Source organism: Lacrimispora sp. BS-2 (genome assembly GCF_040207125.1).
In the GTDB taxonomy this organism is placed as follows: domain Bacteria; phylum Bacillota; class Clostridia; order Lachnospirales; family Lachnospiraceae; genus Lacrimispora.
The window spans coordinates 4,204,562-4,227,688 of sequence record NZ_CP157940.1 but is presented as its reverse complement, the minus strand read 5'-3'; the positions used below and the strand labels follow the sequence as shown (position 1 = coordinate 4,227,688).

Below are 23,127 nucleotides of genomic sequence, written 5' to 3'. Positions count from 1 at the left end.
TTAATCCGCCAGATCAAAAGCATCATGGACCGTTCTCATGGCACGGTTTACATCTGCTTCATCGATGAGAACCGTTATCCGGATCTCAGAGGTGGCGATCATCTTGATATTCACATTAGCGTTTGAAAGGGCCTCAAACATCTTTGCCGCTACTCCGGGATTGCCTGTCATCCCTGCGCCGATAATGGAAACCTTGGCCACACCTTCCTCGCATGTTATATCCTGGGCTGTGATGGATTTCATATTTTCCTTTAACAGATCCATGGTATCCTTTAAATCAGTCTTTGCCACCGTAAAGGAGATGTCCTTTCTCTCTTCCCGTCCAATGGACTGAATGATGATATCCACATTAATATTGTGTTTTGCCAGGAGATTAAAGATTTTAAAAGCAATTCCAGGCGTATTCCTAACCCCGATCACTGAAATACGGGCTACATTCTTATCCGCGGCCACACCGCTAACCAGCATTCTTTCCAATTTTGTTTCCTCCTTGACAACTGTACCTTCTGCCCTGGTCAGACTTGACAGAACAACCAACTGAACTCCATAACGCTTTGCCATCTCCACAGACCGGTTATGGAGCACTTTTGCTCCAAGGGAAGCGAATTCCAGCATTTCATCATAAGAAACCTCAGGGAGCTTTCTGGCATTTGGAACAATGTGAGGGTCTGCTGTGTATACACCATCCACATCCGTATAGATCTCACATGCATCCGCATGAAGGGCTGCTGCAAGGGCCACGGCCGTTGTATCGGAGCCTCCCCGGCCAAGGGTCGTTAAGTCATCGTACTTATTAACCCCCTGAAAACCTGTGACGATCACGATTTTCCTGGCCTCCAGTTCATGCCGTATCCGTTCTGTGTCGATCCGCTTTAATTTGGCCATTCCGTAGGCAGAGGTGGTGTGCATGGCCACCTGGGCCGCATTTAAAGAAACGGCCGGAACTCCCAAAGAATTCATTGCCATAGCCATGAGGGCAACACTGATCTGTTCCCCGGTAGCTAACAGCATATCCATCTCTCTCTTAGGAGGATTGGGATTAATCTCACGTGCTTTTGCAATGAGACCATCCGTTGTCTTTCCCATAGCGGACAGGACCACTACCACCTGATTGCCTTTTTCATATTCCTCAATGCAGCGCTTTGCCACATTAAAAATTCTTTCCTTATCTGCGACGGAGCTACCGCCAAATTTTTTCACTACTAACATTGATGCCTCCTGGCGAAAAGTCAAGCGGATATTCTGATCCGCTTTGCTGTATGCTCATAAACCTGTTACACCGTTACGATTTCTGCGCGGATGCGCTGTCTGATTCCCGGCAGCTTTTTCGCTTTTACTTCGTATTCTTCTTCGGTCATGGTTTCCGTAAGAACTGCAAATTCGTCCATGTGGTCCAGTTCCACCACTTCCACCTTTCCAAATACCGCCTCTACTTCTTTCAAACGCTTTTCAGCAATTCCTTTAAGCCTTACAAAGTAACGGAAAGAAAAGCTGTTCATAGCTGAAATGGTAAGACATTCTCTATCCCAGCCCATTTCCACATGGCGGCCTTGATTTTTAAGGGCTTCCATAATATCCGCCACCACAGCACTGGCTGTCGGAAGCTTTCCGGCACCGCTTCCATAAAACATGGAGGTGCCTAACATGTTTCCTTTTACCAGAATGCCGTTATAAACATCATTTACGGAATATAACGGGTGATCCTTTCCGATCATGACCGGGGCTACAAATGCATGGACCGTTCCGTCCTGAATCCGGCTTGAGCCAAACAGTTTTACAGAGGTTCCCATTGCATCAGCATAACGGAAATCCACATCCGTTATTTTTGTAATCCCTTCTGTATAAATATGCTCATAATTGACCTCGTGTCCCGTTGCCATGGCCGTCAGAATGGCAATCTTTCGGCAGGTATCATGTCCCTCCACATCGGCTTCCGGGTTCCGCTCTGCGTAACCAAGCTCCTGAGCCTCTCTTAAGGCCGCTTCAAAGGTCTCTCCTGCTTTGTCCATTTTTGTCAATATGTAGTTGGTGGTTCCATTTAAAATTCCGGTGACCTCTTCAATCTCCTCGCCTGCAAGAGAAGTATAAAGAGGACGTATAACGGGTATCCCTCCGCCTACACTTGCCTCAAAAAAGAAATTCACATTCTGCTCTCTGGCAATCTCTAAAAGCTCGGTGCCGTGTGCCGCCACCAGTGCCTTATTGGAAGTAGCCACATGCTTGCCTGCCATCAGGCTTGCCTTCACAAAAAAATAAGCGGGATTTAATCCTCCCATGGTCTCAATCACCATGGACACTTCAGAATCCTTCTCAATGACGGAAAAATCATGAACGATCTTATTTTCTGCAGGATCTCCTGGAAATTCTCTTAAATCCAGAACATACTTCACATTGACCTCATCGCCCACTCTTTTGGCAATGATCTCCCTGTTTCTTTCCAAAACCTCTACCACACCTGATCCAATGGTACCATAGCCCATAACTGCAATATTCTTCATATCTATCTACTCCCTGGCTAAAATTTTAACGTAGTGGACCCCATCTTTTTCTTCTATATCCTCTACCATTTTAGAAACATTACCGGTAGTCTCAAGGACTTCCACGCTTAATGTCAAGGTGGCCACCCCGTTGACCGGAATGCTCTGGTGTATGGTAAGGATATTGGCGCGGTACACAGCTACCACATGAAGCAGGTCGGACAGTAAGCCTGGTTCATCATCCATCTGCATCACAAGTGTAATGGTTTTTCCCTTCGTATTATCATAAAAAGGAAAGATATCATCCTTATACTTATAAAAAGAGCTGCGGCTGATACCGACCCGGTCAGTCGCCTCCTGAACGGTGATGACGCGCTCCGACTCCAACAGTTTTTTTGCCTCAACTACTTTCAGCAATACTTCAGGTACAGCCTTTTGCTTTACCACAAAATATTTACTTTTTTCTTCCATAATAAAAATATCTTCCCTTCTGTGTCCGCATCGGAAATACATCTGTGCTCATAGGGAAGATATTATCATATTTAGTCTGGGTATGCAACTATTTTTCTATTTATTTTCTTTGGTTTTTAAAAAAATACAGGGGAAATCCTCTATTCTGCGCTGCTCTCTCCGGATTTTGCCCCGGTGCTAAGCCAGCGTAAATAGGCGTACATGAACAGATCCAAAGCACCATCCAGAACGCTTCCTACATTGCCTGTTTCCGCATTGGTCCTGTGATCCTTGACCATGGTATAAGGCTGAAGGACATAGGAACGTATCTGGTTACCCCAGCCGATCTCTGTCACATCACCACGGATGCCGGACAATTTCTCCGCATTTTCCTGCTGCTTCACCATATAAAGCTTTGCCTTTAACATCTGCATGGCCTTGTCCTTGTTCTGGAACTGGGAGCGCTCATTCTGGCACTGGACTACAATTCCGGTAGGAAGGTGGGTAATGCGGATGGCCGAGGAGGTTTTGTTGATATGCTGTCCGCCTGCACCGCTAGACCGGTAGGTATCAATGCGAAGGTCCTCTTCATTGATCTCCACATCTAAGTCCTCTTCAATATCCGGCATAACATCACAGGATACAAAGGAGGTCTGACGTTTGCCCGCGGCATTAAACGGTGAGATGCGCACCAGACGGTGAACTCCCTTTTCCGACTTTAAATACCCATAGGCATTGGGCCCGTTGATCTGTACCGTAACGGATTTAATGCCCGCTTCATCCCCGTCAAGGTAATCAAGGACTTCCAAAGAAAAGCCCTTTTTCTCCGCCCAACGGCAGAACATACGGTACAGCATGCCGCACCAGTCACAGGATTCGGTTCCTCCCGCACCTGCGTTAAGCTTTAAGATGGCATTGTGACCATCATACTCTCCGGACAGCAGGGTGTTGATGCGCATGTCTTCCAGCTTTTCCTTGAACTGATTTAACATCTCTTCAACTTCCGGAACCAGGGATGGGTCATTTTCCTCATTTCCCATCTCGATCATCACGCCAATGTCTTCATACTGCTGCTCTAAGTCCTTATAGGTCTGAACCGTATCTTTTAAATTCTTTGCAAGCTGTACAATCTTTGTTGACTTTTCAGGATCCTCCCAAAAGCCCGGTTCTTCCATGGACTTGTCCAGCTCATCGATTCTCTTTAACTTATTATCTAAGTCAAAGTGAATCCCTCACTTCCACTAATGGTTTTTCAAATGTTGATAATTCGTATTTGTACTGATCTAACTCTACCACTGTGTCACCCACTTTCTGAATTTAATTATTTATCTATACAAAATTGGAGTCCGGTCCTTAAAAAGGGTGCGAACTCCAATTTTATAAAAATACTATACTAATTTACGTCCGCAGCACTGCTTGTATTTCTTACCGGAACCGCATGGACACGGATCATTGGGATATACCTTGGCTTCCACTTTCTTTACCGGTGCCTTGGGAGAGCTTTCATCCTTATTGGTTCCAGTCACCTTGGCAGCCGGTTCTCTCTCCACCTTCTGCTCCACGCGGATGTGGAATAAGATTCTTACGGTATCCTCCCGAATGGCCGCAGCCATCTCATCAAACATCTGATATCCGCTCATCTTATATTCCACCAGCGGATCTCTCTGTCCGTAAGCCTGCAGGCCGATGCCCTGACGCAGCTGATCCATGTCGTCAATATGGGACATCCATTTATTATCAATTACCTTTAAGAGAATTACCCGCTCGATTTCACGGATCTGTTCTCCATCAGGGAATTCTGCTTCCTTGGATTCATACAGCTTAATTGCTTCTTCCTTCAGCATATGCTTCAGTTCATTCTTCCTGATCTTCTTATCCTCCGGAAGAGTGACGGGCTGCAGCGGAATGATGGGGAGAAGAAGGTTGTTAAGCTCGCCCAAATCCCATTCCTCCGGCGCCTGGTCGTCGCTGACGGAAAGATCTACCGCATTTTCCACAATATCCGTCACCATCTTTAAGATGAAATCACGCATATTGTCTCCATCCAGAACCTTTCTTCTCTCCTCATAGATCACTTCACGCTGTTCGTTCATGACCTCATCGTATTTCAAAAGGTTCTCACGGATGCCGTAGTTGTTTGTCTCAATCTTCATCTGAGCCTTTTCAATGGCGTTTGAGAGCATCTTGTGTTCGATCTGCTCTCCTTCCGGCACGCCAAGGGTATTGAACATGCCTACCAGACGTTCGGAACCAAACAGACGCATTAAGTCATCTTCAAGGGAGATGTAAAATCTGGATTCTCCCGGATCACCCTGACGTCCGGAACGGCCGCGCAGCTGGTTATCAATACGGCGGGATTCATGACGTTCTGTACCAATGATCTTTAAGCCGCCTGCTGCCTTTGATTCATCGTCAAGCTTGATATCCGTACCACGGCCTGCCATGTTGGTTGCAATGGTAACAGCCTTATGCACACCTGCATCCGCTACGATCTCAGCTTCCAGCTCATGATATTTTGCATTGAGCACCTTGTGGGGAATGCCCCGGCGCCGCAACATATTGCTTAACATTTCAGAGGTTTCAATGGTAATGGTACCTACCAGGACAGGCTGTCCCTTCTCGTAAGCGATCTCCACCTCATTGCATACCGCCTCAAATTTCTCTTTCTTTGTTTTATAAACGGCATCCTCCTGATCAATACGGGCAATGGAACGGTTGGTCGGGATGGAAATGGCATCCATGCCGTAGGTATTACGGAATTCCTTTTCTTCTGTAAGGGCAGTACCAGTCATCCCTGCTTTTTTATTATACTTATTAAAGAAGTTCTGGAAGGTGATGGTGGCAAGAGTCTTGCTCTCCCTGCGCACATTTACGTGCTCCTTGGCTTCAATCGCCTGATGGAGTCCGTCGGAATAACGTCTGCCGGGCATGATACGTCCGGTAAACTCATCAACGATCAGTACCTCGTCATCCTTTACAACATAATCCTTATCCCGGAACATGAGGTAATTGGCACGGAGGGCCAGAATGATGTTATGCTGAATCTCTAAGTTCTGGGGATCAGATAAGTTCTCGATGTGGAAGAACTGCTCTACCTTATCCACACCCTGTTCGGTCAAGTTGACAACCTTGTCCTTTTCATCCACGACAAAGTCGCCGGTTTCCGTAATCTCTTCTCCCATAATGGCTGCCATCTTGGAAAATTCCCCGGAAGTCTCGCCCCTTTCCAACTGGTGGGCCAGAATATCACAAACCTCATAGAGCTTTGTGGACTTGCCGCTCTGTCCGGAAATAATAAGAGGCGTTCTTGCCTCATCAATTAATACGGAGTCAACCTCATCAATGATACAAAAGTCTAAATTTCTTAAAACCATCTGTTCCTTATAGATGGCCATGTTATCTCTCAGATAATCAAAACCAAGCTCGTTGTTGGTTACATAGGTAATGTCGCAGTTGTATGCGGCACGTCTTTCGTCAGAATTCATGGAGTTAAGCACAACCCCGACAGTCAGTCCCAGGAACTCATGAACTCTTCCCATCCACTCAGCATCTCGTTTTGCCAGGTAATCATTGACCGTTACGATCTGGACTCCATTGCCTGCCAAAGCATTTAAATAAGCTGGGCAGGTAGATACCAGGGTCTTACCTTCACCTGTCTTCATTTCGGAAATACGTCCCTGATGAAGAACGATTCCGCCAATGAGCTGTACACGGAAATGTTCCATATTAAGAACTCTTCGTGCTGCCTCTCTCACCGTTGCATAAGCTTCCGGTAAAATATCATCAAGAGTCTCGCCTGATGAAAGCCTTTCCTTAAAGAGCCTTGTGTTATTCCGCAGCTCCTCATCCGTAAGTGCAACCATGGTCGGACGCAGAGCTTCTATCTTATCCACAATAGGTTCTATTAATTTCAATTCTCTTTCACTATGAGTTCCAAATATTTTTTGAACGAAGTTCATATTTCATTCTCCTACTCTTCTTAACGATATACACGATACAATCTCGTATATTGTAGCACTAACTCCTTCTTAATTCAACGAATTCATAAAAAATTAACATTCTGGTAATAAACAGGGCCTGTTATTACCAGGTCCTTCCTTTTTCCACAGCAATCAACGGCAAATCTGGAAAAATTTATGGTCAATCTGACACATTGCACAAAAAACTTGTTCGATTCTCCGCTTTTCCACATTATCCACATCCCATTGTGTATTTTTCCCCCACTTTTATCCCCACGATGAAATCCCATAATTAGTGGAAAAAACAGTTATGCACCGAGTTATCCACATTATCCACATTTTTTCTCCACAGATTCCCATATTTCCCATCCCGCTATCAACCTGGGATATTTTTGTATATATGTCATAAAATTTCCTTTTTCGACGGAAAATACCCTTTTTCCCTTGACTTTTTTTTATACCCATCTATAGTTTTTCAATAAACAGACAAAATAATAAGTAGAGACATTTTACAAAAAATTACCAATAATTATCTTATAATTTTACAATGTAATTGAATTGTTCTCAAAAATATGCTATACTATAACCATCTCAAGAAAAAGGAGCTGATGACTTATGCGTTTTACAATTACAGGGAGAAATATTGAGGTAACACCAGGATTACGCGAGGCAATCGAGGACAAGCTTGGAAAGTTGGACCGTTTCTTCGCTCCTGCCACAGAAGCAACAGTAAGACTCAGCGTGCAGAAAGAAATACAAAAAATTGAAGTGACTATTCCAGTGAAAGGACATATAATCAGAGCGGAAGAATCCAGTACAGACATGTACGTTTCCATTGATCTTGTAGAAGAGATCCTGGAACGCCAGTTGAAAAAATATAAGAACAAATTAATCGATAAAAAACTGAACGTCCCCTCCTTTTCCAAAGCTTTTCTGGAAGATGAAACCCAGGCAGACGATTATGTGGAGATCGTTAAGACAAAGAAATTTGCCATAAAGCCCATGGATCCGGAAGAAGCCTGTGTTCAGATGGAACTTCTTGGTCACAGCTTCTATGTATTCTTAAATGCGGATACAGATGAAGTCAATGTGGTTTACAAAAGAAAAGGCGGCTCCTACGGCCTGATTGAACCGGAATTTTAGCCGAATCAAGAACATGCTGCGAGGTGGATTGCGAATTTCCGCCTGCCAACCTGCAAAAAACAGCCGGAGCAATAAGCTACGGCTGTTTTTCTCATATTCTATTCCACTACTCCCAATAATTATTTTATTTCAACAGCAGTGTAAGCACCTCTTTCAACTGCCCGATCACAGCCGTAGCCGCACTCTGATCTATAAGCTCCCCATGCTGCGGCTTTAAGGCGTATACCTTCAATCCTGCATTTAATGCTGCTGCAATACCAGATGGAGAATCTTCTACCGCAAATGCCTGATCTGGAGCCAGCCCCAACGCATGCAACGCCTTTCTATAAATCTCGGGATCCGGCTTGTGGGCGCTGCATTCCATTCCGCTAATACGGTAATCCACAAGACCATTGATTCCAGCTGCATCAATCATGGCATCAATGGACCCCAAATCCGATGAGGAGGCAATGCCAATTTTCAAACCCTGTTTTTTCAGAATGGTGAACAGGGGCATAACCTGCGGATTCACCAACTCTTTGTAACGTACCGGATAATGCGCCCGGTATTCGCGATACTCCATCAGCATATCTTGACGCAGGATCGGATTATCCGGAACAAGGGCTTCCCAGATGGCTTCATCATTGGAACCGATAAAATTCAGACCTGCTTCAAAGCGAAACTGCTTTTCCATCAGAAATGCTTCACGACGTTTTTGATAGAAATGTTCTGTATCAGCCAGGACTCCATCCATATCAAATACAATTCCTTTAACCATATCTATTTATCTCCATCTCTTTATCTGTGATAGCTGAACCACTCTCCCCTGCACACTTGTCTTATCTTAATACTCCAGCTTCCACATATAACGGCGTTTTGACAGCGGATGCTGGCGGATGCTGGACAGTTCTTCCGCATACACGCGAAACACTGCAGTATGTAAAAGTGGGTTGAAATAAGTGGCAACATCACTGCTGATTATAGAAGACAGTCCATAATCCTTGGCATCAACCACTGTTGTCAATGCATTGAAACGCTGTAAGAAGGTCAAAGCCCGTGCGTCAATGTTACGAGTCTTGCCGTCATTCATCAGCAGGATAAATGGAACATTCTTATCAACAATTTCGAATGGCCCATGGAAAAACTCACCGGAATTGAAACTGCCGGAATTGATCCACTGCATCTCCATCATCAGGCAAATAGAGGTGGAATAAGCAACCTCTGTACTTCCGCCGCTGGACATTACATATACAACAGGTGCATCCTTATATTCCTCTGCGAACTGTTTTGCGGCTTTCTTTGCGGACTGGGCGCTTTTCTCGGCCAGTTCAAAAATCTTGCCGAACCCATCAATCATCTTATCATATTTGTCATATCCGTCTGTCTGTTGCAGGATTTCCAGGGCGAGAGCCATCACATAGCCCATTTTCTCCAATTTCGCTGCATAATTTGCCTCAAATCCATGGATAATACTGTAGTCCGCATCTTTTGTCAGTGCAGAACCAGATGCATGGGTCACACTAATCACGGTTGCACCAGCCGCCTTAGCCACTGAATTTGCCTCTACAGTCTCTGGAGTACTTCCCCCCAAAGAAGCAGAGATTACTACCGTGGTATCCCCTAGCCAGTCCGGAGTGTCATAGTTAAATTCATTGGCAGTGAAGTGGGACACGCGAAGCTTCTTACTGGCATTGGACAGAAAATATTTTGCCGGATAAAGCTCACTTTTGGAAGCACCACAGCCTACAAATGCTACGTTTTCAATGGTATGATCCGCAACAATGGTAGATACAATTTCTTTCACCTGGTTCAAATTGATATTGTACATAATAAAATTCTCCTCTTTCATTCATCTTTTTATATCGTTTTAAATAACAAAACACACATTTAATAATTGATTACGCCAGAATCCCCAGTGCATTGATCACAATACCGCCCACAATGCAGACTATAAGCAATGCGCCAGTCGGTATCTTCTTACGAATCAGGGTAAACATGGCCAATGTGACCAGAAGGTTGAGTGTTTGTGGCAGAATACTGTCAACCACATCCTGCAATACTAATCCTGTGCTTGCAAATGCGACTGGAGTTGTAATGCCAACCATACTTGCTACCATCGCTCCAACTACCATCAGCCCCACGACTCCACAAACAAACATCAGCTGATCCATCAGACCGCCGCCCTGCAATTTTGTCAGATATTTGCTTCCCATGGTATAGCCGAGCTTACCGGCGAACCAGGTTACCAACCATGCTGGAATAAAGGAGAGCACAATGGCCAGGACCGGTCCTAAAATACTCCCCTGCTGTGCCAGAGAGATACCAAGTCCAAATGCGATAACACGAACCGTACCCTGAAAGAACGAATCGCCCACACCAGATAATGGTCCCATCAGAGAAGTCTTCACTGCATTGATTGTGTCCGGGTTAAACTCCTCTCTGTCCGCTGCATACTGCTCCTCCATGGAAGCCGCCAGTCCAAGTGTAAATGCACTAGTCTGGGGGGTGCAGTTGTAAAAAGCCATATGCCGCTTGTATGCTTCCTGCTTATGAGCTTTCTGAACCGGGTCATTCTCATCAGGATACAACTCATCTAAGGTCGGCGCAATCCCATACAAGAACCCCATATTCATCTGGCGTTCATAGTTCCAGGATGCCTGAATCGCCCATGATCTCCAGAAAAACTGAAGATATTTTCTGAAATCAGACCGCTTGCCTGGCTCTGTCTTTGTATTACTCATATATTTTCCTCCTTATAAATCGTCTTCTAACGGATCTGAATCGTCCAGGGTTCTGCCAGAAGCAGAAGCCGCTGAGACTGTACCGCGAAATTTCAGACCATTAAGAATAATTGCAATAATCACTGCAAAGATAGCAATTGCCGTAATATTCAGTCCCAAGTAGCCAACCATAAAGAATCCCAGTACAAAATAAACCGTAAGCTCCCTGTTCATCATGGAAGACATTAAAAGTGCAATACCATAGGCTGTAAGTAATTTACTTCCCAGATTCAGACCATCCGTAAACCAGGCCGGAATGACGCTGACAATGTACTGTACCATATTTGTACCTGCATATACTGCCAGAAAGATTGGAATAAAATACATCAAGGAATAACACAGAGTGCCCCACACAATATGCATCCGGTAAGCCTGTTTAAATTTCCCCTGCACAATGGCTCTGTCTGCAACATGGGTCAGATTTGCCAGAAGCGTTCTGATAAGAACGCCAAGCACTTGTCCAAGCACTGCGATTGGAACCGCAAGAGCCAGAGCTGTCTCCATGGTGGCATCTGTCAAAATGGCAAATGCACAGGTGATAATTGCTGCCATGTTCATATCTGGCGGAGCTGCTGCACCAATATTTACAATACCAAGACTTATAAGTTCTAATGATGCTCCTACCGCAAGTCCGGTAGGCAGATCGCCTAGAACCAGACCCACAAGAGTACAGGTGATCAGTGGACGCTCCAGATTCAAACGCCCAAGAATTCTGGAATCCAGAATGCACATCACCCCAATCAATCCCAGAATGATAGAAATACCTAACATAGTATGACTCCTCCTATATTTATTGTTTCAGAATCTACAGAGCCAAAGTTTCTGATTTGTGACTCGGCGTCTGCTGTACATTCAGCTTGATGCCCATATTAAAAAGACAATGGGTATCTTCCACTTCACTCTCTGTCAGGAAAATGGAACTGGCATACTGTTTAGTTCCCTCTCTGTTTGCCTGTGCACCATAGTTGATTTCCTTAATTTTCGGATAAGCCTCGCAGAAAGCCCGCAGAGTTTTTGTGTTTCCAAAAATCATCATAATGTTCTCATTTAATGTTTCGACCTTCGGCATCTTGGCCAGGGTTGTCTCCAGGCTGAAGATATTCAGCCTTACCCCCACTGGCTTGCTGAGAGAAAGAGCTGTCTTCTTAAGCTCATCGGAAGCTGCCTCATCATCTACAATGATAATACGCTGTGCACCCACATAGCCAGTCCATGCAAACACCACTTGTCCGTGAAGTAACCTGTAATCCAATCTTACTAATTTAATCATAAATCTCCCCCATTTTCTGCTGCTGCACCCTTTATCATTTCTGTGCAGTCAATAATCTGTTCCTTTGCCTGATGAATCGCATCTCTTAAAATTCCCCCGGTCCACGGTTCTGTATGCATAGCCAGACTAAGCACCAAACTAAGGTTCATTCCGCAGATAATCCGGATATCGGAATAATCCGTGAGTAACGTCATCATGTCATTATTCACACTTCCGCCAAGTATATCTGTCAGAATCACCACCTGATCTCCCGGTTCGAACTTCTCCAGCAACCGACGCGTGACCGTCACGATAGTCTCTGATTCGTCCCTTGTTGTGGCAACCACATAGAGGTTGGGCAGTTCTCCCAGTACCATTTGAAGGGTATCCTTGATTCCCGCAGACATTCCGGCGTGAGAAGCAAGAATTATTCTGTTCATTTGCATTCTCCTTTCATAAATTTAAACCCCAACATTAAAGTTATATCGTTTCAGACATCATAGACGTCTGTGTTGTTATGTAATTTTACAACCAATCCCATCAACTGTCAAGTTTTATTGTATAAAAAATATAACTTTGTAGCTTTTATTTTAAATAAGCCTTATATTTTATGCATAACCATCAAAAACCTTTTATAAGAACATTTCTCTTCAAATATCTTGACAGTTTTTTTAAAAAAATGTATAGTGGGATTAATTATCATAAGACGTTATGATGATTATAGATGATAAGGAGAATTTTTATGAATGAAGGAAATGTAGCCCCGCTATATCAGCAGATTAAAGAAGATATCAAGGCCACCATTGAACAGGGAAAGTATAAAGTAAAAGAACAGATTCCATCCGAACCAGAGCTAAGCGCAGAATATTCCGTCAGCCGTATCACCATAAGGCGTGCAATAGAGGAACTGTGCAGTGAAGGATACCTGATAAAACGTCAGGGACGGGGAACCTTTGTAAGTGCACCGCGCATCCACCGCAAGATTGCTGAAGGAAACCGCCTGGAAAGCTTCACAAAAACATGTCAAAACTATGGTATGCAGGCCGGTGCAAAACTCATCAGCCGGCAGATTGTACCCGTTCGAAAGGACGATAAGGATTTCTTTGGATTTGGATCTGATGAACTGCTGCTCTATATCGAGAGAGTGCGGACCGCAGATGGACTTCCCATTTTTCTTGAAAATCTTTTTCTCCCATATCAGAAATACAGGGCATTAATGGATGAAAATTTAAATGACTGCTCCATGTTTGAAACCATCGAGCGTGTCGGCAAAAAAGCCATTCATGATACTTCCCGTCGCAGTCTGGAGATTGCTCGCGCTTCCTCAGATCAGGCACAGAAGTTGGGCATACCCGTTGGCGAACCGCTTTTGCACATGAACTGCTATTTCATCGACCAGGACGGCATCCCCCTCTGTATAGGTCGCCAATATTATGTGGGCAGCAGATATATGTTTGAGTTATAATATCTCTAGTAACTGTATCTAAAAAACTACGTAAAAGAAAAGCCCACTTTTACATGGGCCTTTTTAGCATATGTTTTTTTAGTTTTAGTTTTTCAGAGCAGTCTGAACAGCCAGGACAATTGTCCTGGCTGCTTTTTCTAATGCTTAGATTCGTGTCAGATACCGCTCTACGCTGGTAATGGCATTTGCACCGTCAGAAACAGCTGTGGAAACCTGGCGAAGCTGCTTGGTGCGCACATCGCCGGCTGCAAAGATTCCGGGAATATTGGTTTCACAGTCCTCACCGGCCTTTATATAGCCATGATCCATCTCCACTAAGTTGTTAAACGCTTCGCTTTGCGGGTTGATTCCTACCGCTATGAACACTCCGTCTACCGCAAGCTTTTTCGATTCCTCGGTCTTGGCGTTCTTTATGGTCAGGGATTCCACCTGGTCTCCGCCTTCGATCTCCTCTACCACGGTATCCCAGATGATCTCCACATTTTTCTGGTTAAACAGCTGGGTCTGCAAAGTCTTTGCCCCTCTCAGCTTATTTCTCCTATGAATTAAGTATACCTTTTTACACATTCTGGCCAGGAAAATGGCATCTTCAATGGCAACGTCGCCGCCGCCCACCACTGCCGCCACCTTATTGCGGAAAAATGCACCGTCACAGGTAGCGCAGTAGGAAACTCCCATGCCCGTAAGCTCCTCTTCACCGATTACGCTCAGCTTCCGGTGCTGGGCTCCGGTAGCGATGATGACCGATTTTGTTGCGTAGGCCCTCTCTTCTCCTACTACGGTAAATTCTCCGTCAGACGCTTCGATCCGAAGGACCTCGTCTGTGGAAAACTCTGCTCCCAGCTTCTCTGCATGCTCCCGGAACTTCATTCCAAGATCATAGCCGTTAATTCCAGGCAGCCCCGGGTAATTATCCACTTCATAAGTATTAAGGACCTGCCCGCCGCTTGCCACCTCTTTTTCAATCACTACCATCTTAAATTCAGCCCTTTTACCATAAACCGCAGCCGAAAGCCCCGCGGGCCCGGAGCCGATGATCACTACATCATAAATCTCATTCATATTTATCTACCTGCTTTCTCTATTCTATCTGATATTAAGTTTTCTATCTTCATTATATCTCACCAGCCCTTAAGTATGCAATGCCTGGTCTGTAACAAAATCACCAAAAATGCAAATAGTCCTTTATCCGACCACGTTGCATTATTCCTGACGATTTGATAGAATAAAGATATCATAAATCGACAGAAGGAGTGATGTTATGCCTAGAAAAACAGTACTTATAACGGGAGCTTCCCGGGGAATCGGAAAAGCTGTTGCCGTTAAATTTGCTAAAAAAGGATACAACGTGGTCATCAACTGCCTTCACAGTGAGGACCGACTTGTACAAGTAAAAAAGGAGCTGGAAGCATATCAGGTATCTTGTCTTTCCTGCATGGGGGACATGGGGGACATGAACCAGTGCCAGGCGCTCTTTGAACAGGTGCGCAAGCAGTTTGGTACACTGGATGTCCTGGTTAATAACGCCGGCATCTCCTACATCGGCCTGTTGCAGGATATGAGCACGGATGCCTGGGACCGGATTATCCGCACCAACTTAACGTCAGTATTCAACTGCTGCAAGCTGGCCATTCCCGGAATGGTAGAAAAAAAGCAAGGAAAGATCATTAACATCTCTTCTGTATGGGGAATATCAGGTGCCTCCTGCGAAGTCGCTTATTCCGCTACAAAAGGCGGTATCAACGCTTTTACAAAGGCTCTTGCCAAGGAACTGGCTCCAAGCAATATCCAGGTCAACGCCGTTGCCTGCGGCGCCATTGATACGGAAATGAACCAGTTTCTGGAGGAGGATGAATTAATCGCTCTCATCGATGGGATTCCGGCCGGACGGCTGGGAAAAGCAGAGGAGGTAGCTGATTTAGTATACCACCTGGGCTATAAAAATTCCTATCTGACCGGGCAGATCATCGGCCTTGACGGAGGCTGGCTTTAATTTAATACCCCTTACTAAATCATATGTTGGAAAACCCCTGGTGTATACTGACGCCATGGAAAACAGGCTCCCTCGCCGGAGCGCTGGACTTTCCCTATAAAAAGGCACCCGGAAAAAGTAAACCTCTTTCCGGGTGCCCTGATTTCTTAAGCCTGTGCTTTTTCTACCTGAACGATAGCAGTCTTCTGCATAGGAATCCTGCAGTTCTTATTGTTGCCGAACTCTACAATAACCGTATCATCTGTCATATCAATGATCACACCATAAAAACCACCGGAGGTCAAAACGCTGTCTCCGATTGCAATGTTTGCAAACATCTCCTGCTGTTTCTTTTTCTCCCTTTTCTGGGGTCTGATTGCGATAAAATACATGAAGCCAAAGATCACCGCGATATAAATGACCCAAAAGCCCACGCCCATGGTACCGCCTGTTGCTGAAAACATAACCATTTCCTCCTTATATAACGATCCGCCTGCTGCTTGTCCCCTATTTTAGGAGGTCTGACCTGCCATCATACGGCCAAGCTTCTGCTCCTTGTATTCCCCATAACTGTGGTTCTCAATTGCATCGCGGATCTCTTCCATCATTGTATTATAAAAATATAAATTATGCAATACACATAATCTCATGCCAAGCATTTCTTTTGCCTTTAAAAGGTGCCTGATATAGGCCCTGCTGTAGGAACGGCAGGCCGGACACCCACATCCCTCTTCAATGGGCCTGTGGTCCAGCTCATATTTGGCATTAAATAAATTCATTTTTCCATGATTGGTATATACATGACCATGGCGGCCGTTCCTTGACGGATATACGCAGTCAAAAAAGTCCACGCCCCTGTCTACGGACTCTAAAATATTGGCGGGAGTTCCCACTCCCATCAGATAGGTTGGCTTATTCTCCGGCAGATAAGGTACCGTCTCATCTAATATCCTGTACATCTCCTCATGGCTTTCTCCCACAGCCAGTCCGCCTAAGGCATAGCCGTCCAAGTCCATAGCGGATATGGTTTTTGCATGGGCGATGCGGATATCTTCAAAGGTTCCGCCCTGGTTAATGCCGAATAACAGCTGGTCCCTGTTTAAGGTATCAGGCAGGGTATTAAGCCTTGCCATTTCAGTACGGCACCGTTCCAGCCATCTGGTGGTACGGTCTACGCTGTTTTGCATATATTCCCTTGTGGCCGGATGAGGCGGGCATTCGTCAAAGGCCATGGCAATGGTAGATGCCAGGTTAGACTGGATCTGCATGCTCTCTTCCGGACCCATGAAAATCTTGTGCCCGTCTATATGGGACTGGAAGTAAACGCCTTCCTCCTTTATTTTCCTTAAGCCGGTCAGGGAAAATACCTGAAAACCGCCTGAATCCGTAAGAATGGGACGGTCCCAGTTCATAAAACGGTGAAGGCCGCCAAACTCTTTGATTAATTTATCGCCGGTACGCACATGAAGATGGTAGGTATTGGACAGTTCTACCTGGGTTCTGATCTCACGGAGATCATCTGTGGAAACAGCCCCTTTAATGGCTCCTACCGTACCCACGTTCATGAATACCGGGGTCTGGATGGTGCCGTGAACAGTGGTTACCTCGCCCCGCTTTGCGCGTCCATCCTTTGCAATGATCTTATAATTCATCTGTTTTTTTCCCTTTTCCTGCCCACGCTTTTGGGGTACAAAGGTAATATCCGTAGGATATTAACGATTATCAGTTACTTTTGTATTCTCATTCTTCCGCCAAAGCCGCCTTGATCATGATGGCGCATTCGATCCGCTTCTTCTGCATTTCACAGCCGATATCGTAAGCATCCGTGATACTTCCGTGGAAGTTGTGGGAGTTAGCCGCACAGCCTCCGCTGCAGTAAAACCTGGCAAAGCAGTCCCGGCACTTGTCCTTTGCATAAACATTGCAAAGCTTGAACTCATCACGGATCTCTGAATTTGTTACGCCTGTATCCACGTTGCCAAGAAGGAATTTTTCCTCACCCACAAACTGGTGGCACGGATAAAAATCTCCCCATGGAGTCACCGCCAGATACTCGGTTCCGGAACCACAGCCGGACAGGCGCTTTGCCACACATGGGCCCTGGTTTAAGTCAATATTAAAGTGGAAGAAATTGAATCCCTTTCCTTCCTTCTGCCTGTTAATGTATTCCACAGCAAGATCATCATACTCTTTTAAGATCTGGGGAAGGTCTTCCTCTCTGATGGCATACTCCTCTTCCGGCTGTGCCACCACAGGCTCTATGGACATACTTGTAAAGCCAAGATCCGCAAATTCCAGGACATCCTTTGCAAAATCCATATTATGGCGGGTAAAGGTTCCTCTGATGTAATAATCTTTGGTTTCCCGAAGCCGGGCAAATTTCTGGAATTTGGGAACGATCAGCTCGTAGCTGCCTTTTCCGTTGCGGAAGGGACGCATATTGTCATTGACTTCTTTACGGCCATCAAGGCTTAAGACCACATTGCTCATTTCCCGGTTGCAGAACTCCATGATCTCATCGTTTAACAGAACACCGTTGGTGGTCATGGTAAAACGGAAGTTCTTATTATATTCTTTCTCTTTTTTCCGTCCGTATTCAACAAGCTGCTTTACTACGTCCCAATTCATCAGCGGCTCTCCGCCAAAAAAGTCCACTTCTAAGTTTCTTCGGTTCCCGGAATTGGCAATGAGAAAGTCCAGGGCCTTTTTCCCCACTTCAAAGGACATCAGAGCCCGTCTGCCATGGTACTCCCCTTCTTCTGCAAAGCAATACTTGCAGGCCAGGTTGCAGTCATGGGCAATATGTAAGCAAAGAGCCTTTACCACTGTCTGCCGCTTTTTAAAATCGATCACATAATCGTGATACATATCCTTTGTAAAAAGCTCTCCCTTATCGATCAGATACTGAATCTCCTCCAGCACCTCTTCTACTTCTGTCTCTCCGTATGTTTCAGAAAGGCTGGTCCGCACTTTTTCTCCAACCTCTTTAGGAAGGGGCTGGCCCTCTTCCATCTCCGGAACCATTCCTGCGGCGGTCTCTACGGCATCATACATGACCGGATCCACAGAATGAACAGAACCGCTGTTGACATCCATAATAATATGGAAGCCATTGCTGATATATTGATGAATCACTTGTATTCTCCTTAATTGAAAAGATTAACCTGTTATTGGTTTTTGGCAGACAAGCGAATGAACCCCTACCGTCATCACGACCGTAGGGGCATCTGCTCATCTGCCTTATGGCTATTCTATACAGTTTAAAATTATTAACGGTTGCTGTTCTCGCAGCTCTGGTTTCCTACTGTACAGGATGTCTTGCATGCTGACTGGCAGGAAGTCTGGCATTCGCCGCAGCCGCCTTTTTTCATGGACTCTTTTAATGTACTGGAATTTAAAGTCTTCACGTGTTTCATATACTTACACCTCCTGTATTTGCCTAATTCTTTGAGATTATACCACATGTTTTAGGCGAGTGCAAGATGAATTGCCCCAGGGAACATGGGAATTTGCCGGCTTCTTCGGGCTATCTATCTATATCCAGAGAAAACAGGCTGTATCAATTTTATTATTAGGACATCCAAGAATATCCTTCCTACCCATAGAATATACTGAACCAGAAGACAAGATATAAGGAGTAGTTAAATGGAAAAATCAAAGCTTCAGGTCACGCTAAGAAACCTTCTTATCACCTACATACTGACCGGAATCCTGCTGGTGGTCCTGGCCTTAGCACTTTATAGATTCCGGCTGAAGGAAGGACAGATACGCCTGGGTGTCAATGCGGTTTATATCATCGCCTGTCTCTTTGGCGGGGTCTTAATGGGAAAGAGCATACGGCACCGAAGATTCTTCTGGGGCCTTTTGCTGGGACTTCTATATTTCCTGGTACTCTTAGCCGTATCCTTTTTATTAAACAAAGGCTTAAACGGCTCCATGAACCAGCTCCTCACCACCATGGCCATCTGCGCAGTCAGCGGAACCGCGGGGGGAATGCTAAGCTGACAGGAGGGTCCCGGGACACGCAGGAGGGAGAGCAGAAGCAATCAGCTTCCCTCTCCCTTCTGTTCCGGTCCTCCGGCAAATCAGCAAATGCCCGCAAAAACACTGGCCAGCCAATCACTTAGTGAGGCAAATACATCCGAACCTTATCGATCCTGTTTTTGTCCAGCTCGTCCACAACAAGGCGGATTTCGCCGCAGACAACCTCCTCCCCCTGTTCCGGGAGCCTGTCAAGCTGTCCGATGATCAGACCGCCGATGGAATCATAATCTTCAGACTCCAGTTCAAGGTTCAGCCTGTCATTTAAATCATCAAGCTTCATGGAGCCTTCTACCAGATATTCAAAGGGTTCCACCTCAACCAGTTCATTTTCTTCATCCTCGTCATACTCATCCCGGATCTCACCCACGATTTCTTCCAGTAAATCTTCCAGAGTTATCATACCTGCCGTTGCTCCGTATTCATCTAAAACGATAACAACGTTATTGCAGGTCTGGCGCATCTCCAACATAAGTTCCGCAGTTTTTTTATACTCGTATGTATAGAGCGGCTCTCTTAAAAAATTCCTGATATTGAAATCATCTGTTCTGTCCACGAGAAGCAGATCCTTCATATTGATGATTCCGATCACATTGTCACTGGTTTCCTCGTATACCGGAATCCTGGTGTACATTTCCTGCCGGAAAATATCGATCAACTCATCATAGGAAGCATTGACCTCTACCAGGGTCATGTCAATACGGGGAATCATAATGTCACGTGCCACAGAATCACCAAAATCAAACACGTTATTAATGATCTTTCTCTCCTCTGATTCTATCACGCCTTCCTCATGGCTCACATCCACAATGGTACGCAGTTCATCCTCTGTGATAGGCTCCTGCTTCCTGTTAGGGTTCACATGGATAAAGCGCAAAAAACCTGATGAAAGGATATGAATCACGTTAATGACCGGTGTCATGACAATCATAAAAGCATAGATCACTTTTGCATATTTTAAAGATATTATTTCGGAATACAAGGTAGAAATGGTTTTCGGGGATATCTCGCCGAATACCAGAATGACTAGCGTAAGGATACCGGTTCCAATGCCTATGGCCTTATTGCCCCAAATGCTCATAACCAGTGTGGTGGACATGGACGAGGCAGTTAAGTTTACCACATTGTTACCGACCAGAATCGCACTGAGCATCTTACCTTGATTCTCTAAAATCTTAGCTAGCGTAATGGCGTTCTTATTGCCTGCCTCCGCTAAATTCCGTACTCTGATTTTATTCACCGTAGTAAGCGCAGTCTCAGCCGATGAGAAGAATGCTGATAATCCAACTAATAAAAATAACATAAGCAACTGTATATAGTCACTCGAATCCAAAAAAATCAACTCCTGTTTTATAATATTTTATCATTGATTTTACAATAGAAAAGCGGCCATGTCAAGAAGACAGCCGCTTTTTACGTATTTTCTGCCAAGCTTTCCGGCAGTGCCACCCCCTTTTATGGGGTGTAAAGGAATACCTGCAGGGTGTTACATCTTACCGTTCTTTAAAAGCCTTTATGATTTCCACCACAAGTACAATTCCGGCTCCCAGAAAAATGAACAGGTCACCCAGATTGAACACTACTTTTTTAAGCTTTCCATACTGAATGCTGAAATAATCCACTACATAATGACGGACCAGCCTGTCGTACAGATTGCTGACCGCACCTCCCAGGGCAACGGACAGGGCAAGTTTCTCCAAAATGTTCCCTTTTCTTTGAAGAAGGCCTGCTAACATTCCTCCGATAAAGGAAGCAACTGCCAGGGGAACCATCTGCACCATGGACCGATGTTCCTTAAAATAGCCGAAGGAAAAACCGGCATTATGATTCTTATGCAGCATAATTTTTCCGCCGCTTCCCTCCAGTTCCTTGGGAAAGCATGCTTCTTCCTGATCCTCAATGGCGCTTTTTATTAAAAGATCCAGTGCAGCCAGCAATGCAATGATACCAATAAATACCATGACCAACGCTCCTTCCGTCCTTATTATCTCCACTCTTTTGTATTTTTTATCCCTGACCCAGGAATTCCAGCTTTATTAACATCTCATCTGGATGAGCGGCCCGCCGTTCTTGTCTAAATAAGCTCTCGTTATAACCACTGATCCGATGTTAGGATCCTTGGGAACCTCATACATGATATCAAGCATGAAATTTTCTATAATGGCTCTTAAGGCTCTTGCTCCTGTCTTTTTCTTAAGAGCTTCTTCCGCGATCCATTCCAATGCCTCATCCTCAAATACCAGATTCACCTCATCAAGCTCCAAAAGCTTTTTATACTGTTTTAAGATGGCGTTTTTCGGTTCCTTTAAAACCCGGACCAACAGCTCCTTATCCAAAGATTTCAGGGTCACAGTAATGGGCAGACGGCCTAAAAATTCCGGAATCATACCGAACTTACGTAAATCCTCATTGGTCACGTGAGACAAAATATTAGGGTCCTTCTCGTACCGGTCTTTTAATTCGGCCGAAAAACCAATGGATGACTTTTCCTTCAGCCGCTCCTTTATGATATCCTCTAAGTCCGGGAACGCTCCTCCGCAGATGAAAAGGATATTCTCGGTACTCACCGCAGTCATTGGGGTGAGGGCATTTTTCTGGTTGGAACCCACCGGAACCTCCACGGTACTTCCCTCTAAGAGCTTTAAAAGCTCCTGCTGCACAGACTCCCCGCTTACATCCCTGCTGTTGGTATTCTTCTTTTTTGCAATTTTATCGATCTCGTCAATAAATATAATCCCCCGTTCCGCCTTTTCCACATCATTGTCAGCCGCTGTAAGCAGCTTGGAAACCACACTCTCTATGTCATCGCCTATATATCCGGCTTCTGTAAGGGAAGTGGCATCAGCAATTGCCAGGGGAACATCAAGAAGCTTTGCCAGGGTCTTAACCAGGTAGGTCTTTCCGCTTCCCGTTGGACCGATCATTAAAATGTTGGATTTTTCAATCTGTACATTCCCTTCCTCATCCACTTTTTTGGAATTTGCCAGATAAACCCTTTTGTAATGGTTATAAACTGCTACGGAAATCACCTTTTTGGCCTGGTCCTGGCCGATCACATATTCATCCAGCTTCTGTCTGATCACATGAGGCGCCGGAATGTCCTTTAAATTAAGCTTCTGCTCCGGCTCCTTTTCAGCCCTTTTTTTGACCCTCTGCTTATTGGGTATCTCAAGGTCTTTTCCGTTTAAGCTGCCTAAATCGCTGAAATTCAAATTCATATAAGGCATATTCTGAATCTTTGTTATATCAAATCCGCCCTGAGTTACGGAATCAAATGCCTTCTGCATACAATCATGGCACAGATTCATGCCTCCGGGCATGGAAACCATTGGTCCTGTCACATTCTCCGGCCTGCGGCAGACATAGCAGACTTTTTCATACTCATCTTCGTCTTTTTTCTTTTTGCTGCTGTCAGAGCCGGTGGCAGCTGTATCTTCTATTTTCTCTTCAGGAAAATCCTTCTCGTCCAAATTGTACTCTCCTTCTATCTGTAATTATGCACCGCATACCAGATTATTATAAAGCATTTAAAAGTCTCTTACAAGTACAGGCCGGGAATTTAGACTTTTTTAATGAGTTAGTTTTTAGCGGTATGACAGCATACCAATATGC

The 23,127-nt window shown here is 45.0% G+C and carries 23 protein-coding genes; 4 read left to right on the top strand and 19 right to left on the bottom strand.

From position 1 onward, the window contains the following. From ABFV83_RS19775 to secA, 5 genes are all read right to left on the bottom strand, one after another. Window positions 1-1,209, bottom strand: a complete 1,209-nt coding sequence (locus ABFV83_RS19775) for an aspartate kinase (RefSeq protein ID WP_349946333.1) — start codon at window positions 1,207-1,209, stop codon at window positions 1-3. Between the two features lie 65 nt (window positions 1,210-1,274). Beyond that, a complete protein-coding gene (locus ABFV83_RS19770) occupies window positions 1,275-2,498 on the bottom strand; it encodes a homoserine dehydrogenase (RefSeq protein ID WP_349946331.1) in 1,224 nt (407 codons plus the stop codon). 6 nt (window positions 2,499-2,504) lie between these two features. Continuing rightward, window positions 2,505-2,948, bottom strand: a complete 444-nt coding sequence (locus ABFV83_RS19765; RefSeq protein ID WP_312447239.1) for an ACT domain-containing protein — start codon at window positions 2,946-2,948, stop codon at window positions 2,505-2,507. A 140-nt stretch (window positions 2,949-3,088) separates the two neighbouring features. After that, window positions 3,089-4,223 (bottom strand): peptide chain release factor 2 gene (gene prfB, locus ABFV83_RS19760; protein WP_349946329.1). Its coding sequence is split into 2 segments (ribosomal slippage): window positions 3,089-4,147 and window positions 4,149-4,223, totalling 1,134 coding nucleotides; the frame shifts between segments, so codons are not numbered across the junction. 92 nt (window positions 4,224-4,315) lie between these two features. Then, window positions 4,316-6,886, bottom strand: coding sequence for a preprotein translocase subunit SecA (gene secA / locus ABFV83_RS19755; protein ID WP_349946327.1), 2,571 nt, complete (start codon window positions 6,884-6,886; stop codon window positions 4,316-4,318). Between the two features lie 615 nt (window positions 6,887-7,501). On the opposite strand from secA, the gene raiA reads away from it, so the two are divergent. Next, window positions 7,502-8,029 (top strand): ribosome-associated translation inhibitor RaiA, encoded by a 528-nt coding sequence (gene raiA / locus ABFV83_RS19750; RefSeq protein ID WP_349946325.1) that lies wholly within the window; start codon window positions 7,502-7,504, stop codon window positions 8,027-8,029. 124 nt (window positions 8,030-8,153) lie between these two features. Here the strand turns inward: raiA and ABFV83_RS19745 are convergent, their stop codons facing one another. The 6 genes from ABFV83_RS19745 to ABFV83_RS19720 all read right to left on the bottom strand — a co-directional run bounded on the left by ABFV83_RS19745 (window position 8,154) and on the right by ABFV83_RS19720 (window position 12,477). Then, window positions 8,154-8,786 carry an HAD family phosphatase gene (locus ABFV83_RS19745; RefSeq protein WP_349946323.1) on the bottom strand — a complete coding sequence of 211 codons (633 nt, stop codon included), beginning with the start codon at window positions 8,784-8,786 and terminating at the stop codon, window positions 8,154-8,156. Between the two features lie 66 nt (window positions 8,787-8,852). Then, window positions 8,853-9,836, bottom strand: a complete 984-nt coding sequence (locus tag ABFV83_RS19740; RefSeq protein ID WP_349946322.1) for an SIS domain-containing protein — start codon at window positions 9,834-9,836, stop codon at window positions 8,853-8,855. 70 nt (window positions 9,837-9,906) lie between these two features. Further along, complete coding sequence (locus tag ABFV83_RS19735) at window positions 9,907-10,749, bottom strand: PTS system mannose/fructose/sorbose family transporter subunit IID (protein ID WP_349946320.1); 843 nt, start codon at window positions 10,747-10,749, stop codon at window positions 9,907-9,909. Window positions 10,750-10,761: 12 nt separating this feature from the next. Then, the gene (locus ABFV83_RS19730; RefSeq protein ID WP_349946319.1) at window positions 10,762-11,559 is read right to left on the bottom strand and encodes a PTS sugar transporter subunit IIC; all 798 of its coding nucleotides are present in this window, start codon (window positions 11,557-11,559) and stop codon (window positions 10,762-10,764) included. 34 nt (window positions 11,560-11,593) lie between these two features. Continuing rightward, the gene (locus ABFV83_RS19725) at window positions 11,594-12,058 is read right to left on the bottom strand and encodes a PTS sugar transporter subunit IIB (protein WP_349946317.1); all 465 of its coding nucleotides are present in this window, start codon (window positions 12,056-12,058) and stop codon (window positions 11,594-11,596) included. Continuing rightward, window positions 12,055-12,477 carry a hypothetical protein gene (locus ABFV83_RS19720; protein WP_349946316.1) on the bottom strand — a complete coding sequence of 141 codons (423 nt, stop codon included), beginning with the start codon at window positions 12,475-12,477 and terminating at the stop codon, window positions 12,055-12,057. The genes ABFV83_RS19725 and ABFV83_RS19720 overlap by 4 nt, the downstream gene beginning before the upstream one ends. A 302-nt stretch (window positions 12,478-12,779) precedes the next feature. On the opposite strand from ABFV83_RS19720, the gene ABFV83_RS19715 reads away from it, so the two are divergent. Further along, window positions 12,780-13,502, top strand: a complete 723-nt coding sequence (locus ABFV83_RS19715; RefSeq protein ID WP_349946314.1) for a GntR family transcriptional regulator — start codon at window positions 12,780-12,782, stop codon at window positions 13,500-13,502. 144 nt (window positions 13,503-13,646) lie between these two features. On the opposite strand, the gene trxB is transcribed toward ABFV83_RS19715, so the two are convergent. After that, on the bottom strand, window positions 13,647-14,564 hold the full coding sequence (trxB, locus tag ABFV83_RS19710) for a thioredoxin-disulfide reductase (RefSeq protein WP_349946312.1): 918 nt from the start codon (window positions 14,562-14,564) through the stop codon (window positions 13,647-13,649). 199 nt (window positions 14,565-14,763) lie between these two features. Here trxB and ABFV83_RS19705 point away from each other — a divergent pair, with 199 nt between their 5' ends. Further along, complete coding sequence (locus tag ABFV83_RS19705; protein WP_054738443.1) at window positions 14,764-15,495, top strand: 3-oxoacyl-ACP reductase FabG; 732 nt, start codon at window positions 14,764-14,766, stop codon at window positions 15,493-15,495. Window positions 15,496-15,641: 146 nt separating this feature from the next. Here ABFV83_RS19705 and yajC read toward each other — a convergent pair whose 3' ends face one another. The 4 genes from yajC to scfA all read right to left on the bottom strand — a co-directional run bounded on the left by yajC (window position 15,642) and on the right by scfA (window position 18,890). Next, complete coding sequence (gene yajC / locus ABFV83_RS19700) at window positions 15,642-15,914, bottom strand: preprotein translocase subunit YajC (RefSeq protein WP_349948955.1); 273 nt, start codon at window positions 15,912-15,914, stop codon at window positions 15,642-15,644. A 72-nt stretch (window positions 15,915-15,986) separates the two neighbouring features. Next, window positions 15,987-17,126, bottom strand: coding sequence for a tRNA guanosine(34) transglycosylase Tgt (gene tgt, locus ABFV83_RS19695; RefSeq protein WP_349946310.1), 1,140 nt, complete (start codon window positions 17,124-17,126; stop codon window positions 15,987-15,989). An 88-nt stretch (window positions 17,127-17,214) separates the two neighbouring features. Then, on the bottom strand, window positions 17,215-18,609 hold the full coding sequence (gene scfB / locus ABFV83_RS19690) for a thioether cross-link-forming SCIFF peptide maturase (protein WP_349946308.1): 1,395 nt from the start codon (window positions 18,607-18,609) through the stop codon (window positions 17,215-17,217). Between the two features lie 134 nt (window positions 18,610-18,743). After that, window positions 18,744-18,890, bottom strand: coding sequence for a six-cysteine ranthipeptide SCIFF (scfA, locus tag ABFV83_RS19685; RefSeq protein WP_002601553.1), 147 nt, complete (start codon window positions 18,888-18,890; stop codon window positions 18,744-18,746). Between the two features lie 229 nt (window positions 18,891-19,119). Between scfA and ABFV83_RS19680 the strand changes: the two genes are divergently transcribed. Next, window positions 19,120-19,479, top strand: coding sequence for a TIGR04086 family membrane protein (locus ABFV83_RS19680; protein WP_054738442.1), 360 nt, complete (start codon window positions 19,120-19,122; stop codon window positions 19,477-19,479). 118 nt (window positions 19,480-19,597) lie between these two features. Here the strand turns inward: ABFV83_RS19680 and ABFV83_RS19675 are convergent, their stop codons facing one another. The 3 genes from ABFV83_RS19675 to clpX all read right to left on the bottom strand — a co-directional run bounded on the left by ABFV83_RS19675 (window position 19,598) and on the right by clpX (window position 22,985). Continuing rightward, window positions 19,598-20,848 (bottom strand): hemolysin family protein, encoded by a 1,251-nt coding sequence (locus tag ABFV83_RS19675; protein ID WP_349946305.1) that lies wholly within the window; start codon window positions 20,846-20,848, stop codon window positions 19,598-19,600. Window positions 20,849-21,008: 160 nt separating this feature from the next. Continuing rightward, window positions 21,009-21,476 carry a signal peptidase II gene (locus tag ABFV83_RS19670; protein WP_349946304.1) on the bottom strand — a complete coding sequence of 156 codons (468 nt, stop codon included), beginning with the start codon at window positions 21,474-21,476 and terminating at the stop codon, window positions 21,009-21,011. A gap of 75 nt (window positions 21,477-21,551) precedes the next feature. Beyond that, window positions 21,552-22,985 (bottom strand): ATP-dependent Clp protease ATP-binding subunit ClpX, encoded by a 1,434-nt coding sequence (gene clpX, locus ABFV83_RS19665; protein WP_349946302.1) that lies wholly within the window; start codon window positions 22,983-22,985, stop codon window positions 21,552-21,554. Window positions 22,986-23,127: the final 142 nt, after the last annotated feature.